4 protein-coding genes are annotated in these 4,136 nt (G+C 39.4%); all 4 read left to right on the top strand.

Features of this window, described 5'->3' with window-relative positions; all coding sequences use genetic code 11:
• Positions 1-286: 286 nt before the first annotated feature.
• Positions 287-1,402 (top strand): pyruvate dehydrogenase (acetyl-transferring) E1 component subunit alpha, encoded by a 1,116-nt coding sequence (gene pdhA, locus AC11ZT_RS11930; RefSeq protein WP_484059804.1) that lies wholly within the window; start codon positions 287-289, stop codon positions 1,400-1,402.
• A gap of 3 nt (positions 1,403-1,405) precedes the next feature.
• Positions 1,406-2,383, top strand: a complete 978-nt coding sequence (locus tag AC11ZT_RS11925; RefSeq protein WP_484059803.1) for an alpha-ketoacid dehydrogenase subunit beta — start codon at positions 1,406-1,408, stop codon at positions 2,381-2,383.
• A 95-nt stretch (positions 2,384-2,478) separates the two neighbouring features.
• Entirely contained in the window at positions 2,479-3,750 is a 1,272-nt protein-coding gene (locus AC11ZT_RS11920; protein ID WP_484059802.1) for a dihydrolipoamide acetyltransferase family protein, read from the top strand.
• Between the two features lie 6 nt (positions 3,751-3,756).
• A partial coding sequence (locus tag AC11ZT_RS11915; RefSeq protein ID WP_484059801.1) for an FAD-dependent oxidoreductase occupies positions 3,757-4,136 on the top strand: 380 nt, incomplete at its 3' end.

The raw sequence follows: 4,136 nt of genomic DNA, 5'->3' as shown, positions 1-4,136 counted from the left end.
ATTGATACAGAATAGTATTTTGAAAGAAATAACATATTTAATCTATGGAAATTTGTTATAAAATTGAAAGTAAAGTAATTGACACAGTTCCGCCATTAGTTGTAAACTTAAACAAGTAATTCACATTGTATTAGTTATTTATAAATTATTAATAGTACAGAATTTTGACTTGCCAAACATTCATTATCGATTATATTCGGTACACATTCTTTTACGTTTTTTGTAACGGTTATATAATTATAAAGCGTTTAAGAAAATGTTCATAAAAGAGGAAGAGGTGAACGAAATGGGAGCGAATACAAAAAAGTCCCCGTTTAATGTGGATGCGCAATTTAAAGCGATTGCAGACGCATTTCAAACATTACAAATTTTAAATGAAAAAGGCGAAGTTGTGAATGAAGCAGCAATGCCTGAACTTACTGATGATCAATTAAAAGAGTTAATGCGTCGTATGGTTTATACACGTGTACTAGATCAACGTTCTATTTCTCTGAATCGTCAAGGTCGTCTTGGCTTTTATGCGCCAACAGCTGGACAAGAAGCGTCACAACTAGCAAGCCACTTCGCTCTTGAAAGCGAAGACTTTGTTCTTCCTGGTTACCGTGACGTTCCGCAACTCATTTGGCACGGATTACCGCTTTATCAAGCATTTTTATTTTCTCGTGGTCATTATATTGGCAACCAAATGCCTGAATCAGTTAATGCTATTTCTCCGCAAATCATTATTGGTGCACAAATCGTTCAAACAGCTGGTGTTGCACTTGGAATGAAGCTTCGCGGTAAGAAATCGGTTGCTATCACATATACAGGTGACGGTGGTGCATCTCAAGGTGATTTCTATGAAGGAATGAACTTCGCAAGTGCATTTAAAGCACCAGCTATCTTTATTGTTCAAAATAATCGATTTGCTATTTCTACACCTGTTGAAAAGCAATCTGCTGCAAAAACAATTGCGCAAAAAGCAGTAGCAGTTGGTATACCGGGTATTCAAGTAGACGGTATGGATCCGTTAGCAGTATATGCAGCAACTCATTTTGCTCGTGAACGTGCAATTAACGGGGAAGGCCCAACATTAATTGAGACATTAACATTCCGTTATGGTCCACATACAATGGCCGGTGATGACCCAACACGTTATCGTACGAAGGATCTTGAAAATGAATGGGAACAAAAGGATCCAATCGTTCGTTTCCGTATATTTTTAACAAACAAAGGCCTATGGTCTGAGGAAGAAGAAAACAAAGTCATTGAACAGGCAAAAGAAGATATTAAACAAGCCATTGCAAAGGCTGACCAGGCTCCAAAACAACAGGTAACAGACTTGATTAACATTATGTATGAAAAGTTACCTTATAACTTGCAGGAGCAATATGAAATTTATACAGAAAAGGAGTCGAAATAAGCCATGGCGCAAATGACAATGATTCAAGCAATCACATCGGCGTTACGTGTCGAATTAAAAAACGACCCTAATGTAGTAGTGTTCGGGGAAGACGTTGGTGTTAACGGTGGGGTATTCCGTGCTACAGACGGATTGCAAGCTGAATTCGGAGAACAACGCGTATTTGATACACCGCTTGCAGAATCAGCAATCGGAGGTCTTTCTATTGGTCTTGCTCTTCAAGGGTTCCGTCCGGTTCCAGAAATCCAATTTTTCGGCTTCGTTTTCGAAGTATTAGATAGTATTTCAGGTCAAATGGCGCGTATGCGTTATCGTTCTGGTGGTCGCTGGAACGCTCCTATTACAGTTCGTTCGCCGTTCGGCGGCGGGGTTCATACTCCTGAACTCCATGCAGATAGCTTAGAAGGACTCGTTGCACAACAACCTGGACTTAAAGTAGTTATCCCTTCTACTCCTTATGATGCCAAAGGGCTACTTATTTCTGCTATTCGTGATAACGACCCGGTTATCTACTTAGAACATATGAAATTGTATCGTTCGTTCCGTCAAGAGGTTCCAGAGGGAGAATATACAATTGAACTTGGAAAAGCAGAAGTAAAGCGCGTTGGTACAGATGTTACAGCGATTGCGTATGGTGCAATGGTTCATACAGCATTAAAGGCTGCTGAAGAACTTGAAAAACAAGGAGTATCTGTAGAAGTAATTGACCTACGAACAGTACAACCTCTTGATATTGATACAATAATAGCGTCTGTTGAAAAAACAGGTCGTGTGGTCGTTGTTCAAGAGGCGCAACGTCAAGCAGGTATTGCTGCTAATGTAGTTGCTGAAATTAATGAGCGCGCCATTCTTAGTTTAGAAGCACCAGTTGTTCGTGTTACAGCAGCAGATACGGTATTCCCATTCTCTCAAGCAGAAGGTGTATGGCTACCAAACCATAAGGACGTTGTAGAAGCTATTCAAAAAGTTATGAATTTCTAAACATAAATGAGCGCAAAAGAAAGATCTTTATTCTTTTGCGCTATCGCTATTAATATACCGTTTTAAACGATAAATAGTACAGGGAGATGAAGTCCGTGGCATTCGAATTTAGATTACCAGATATCGGTGAGGGTATTCATGAAGGTGAAATCGTTAAATGGTTTGTTAAACCTGGCGATGAAATCAATGAAGATGATGTTCTTCTAGAAGTACAAAATGATAAATCTGTAGTAGAAATTCCTTCTCCAGTAAAAGGGAAAGTACTAGATGTAATTGTTAGCGAAGGCACAGTAGCAGTTGTAGGAGATGTTCTTGTAACGCTAGACGCACCTGGGTACGAAAACCTTACGTTCAAAGGGCAAGAAGCTGCTCCTAAGGAAGAAGAACCTGCAAAACAGGAAGCAGTTGTGGCAGTAGTAAATGAAGTTGCGCAAAAGAATGAACGAGTTATTGCTATGCCATCTGTTCGCAAATATGCTCGGGAAAAAGGGATTGATATTCATAACGTACACGGATCAGGTAAAAATGGACGTGTATTGAAAGATGATATTGATGCTTTTGGAAAAGAAGCAGTAACAGTACCAAATCAGGAAGAGATTCAAGTGGAAGCAGTAGCAGAAACGAAAGTAGAGTCAAAAGAAGAAGTAGTGTTAACAACTAGTCAATATCCAGAAACACGTGAAAAGATGAGTGGTATTCGTAAGGCGATTGCAAAGGCAATGGTTCATTCGAAACAAACAGCTCCGCACGTAACGTTAATGGATGAAGTAGATGTAACTGATCTTGTCTTGCATCGTAAGAAATTTAAAGAGGTTGCAGCTGGAAAAGGCATTAAATTAACGTATTTACCTTATGTTGTAAAAGCGCTAACATCTGCACTTCGCGAATTTCCAGCCTTAAATACGTCACTAGATGATGCAACATCTGAAATTATTCATAAGTATTACTATAATATCGGGATTGCAGCAGATACGGATAAGGGTCTTCTCGTACCAGTTGTGAATGAAGCAGATCGTAAATCTATATTCTCGATTTCCGCTGAAATTAATGAGCTTGCAGATAAGGCTCGTGAAGGTCGTCTTGCTCCAAATGAAATGAAGGGCGCATCTTGCACGATAACAAACATTGGATCTGCAGGTGGTCAATGGTTTACACCGGTTATTAATCATCCGGAGGTTGCAATTCTTGGCATTGGACGTATTAGTGAAAAACCAGTTGTCAAAAATGGTGAAATTGTTATTGCACCGGTTCTTGCATTGTCACTAAGCTTTGACCATCGTATGATTGATGGTGCGACTGCTCAAAAAGCTTTAAATCATATCAAGCGTTTATTGAACGATCCACAATTACTTATAATGGAGGCGTAATCGCACATGGTAGTAGGAGATTTTCCAATTGATTTAGATACTGTTGTTATTGGTGCTGGCCCTGGTGGCTACGTTGCGGCTATTCGTGCTGCTCAACTTGGTCAAAAAGTAGCAGTTATAGAAAGAGGATCTATTGGTGGTGTGTGTTTAAATGTCGGATGTATTCCTTCAAAAGCTCTCATTTCAGCAGGTCATCGTTATGAACATGCTAAGCATTCGAGTGATATGGGGATTACAGCTGAAAATGTTACCGTTGATTTTTCAAAGGTACAAGCTTGGAAACAAAGCGTTGTCAATAAATTAACGGGAGGAGTCGAAACACTCCTTAAAGGAAATAAAATTGACATCATTCGCGGCGAAGCATTTTTTGTAGATAACAATTCTTT

This window comes from Ectobacillus sp. (genome assembly GCF_056992975.1).
Note: the sequence above shows the minus strand (reverse complement) of the source record. Positions and strands in the feature narration are given on the sequence as shown.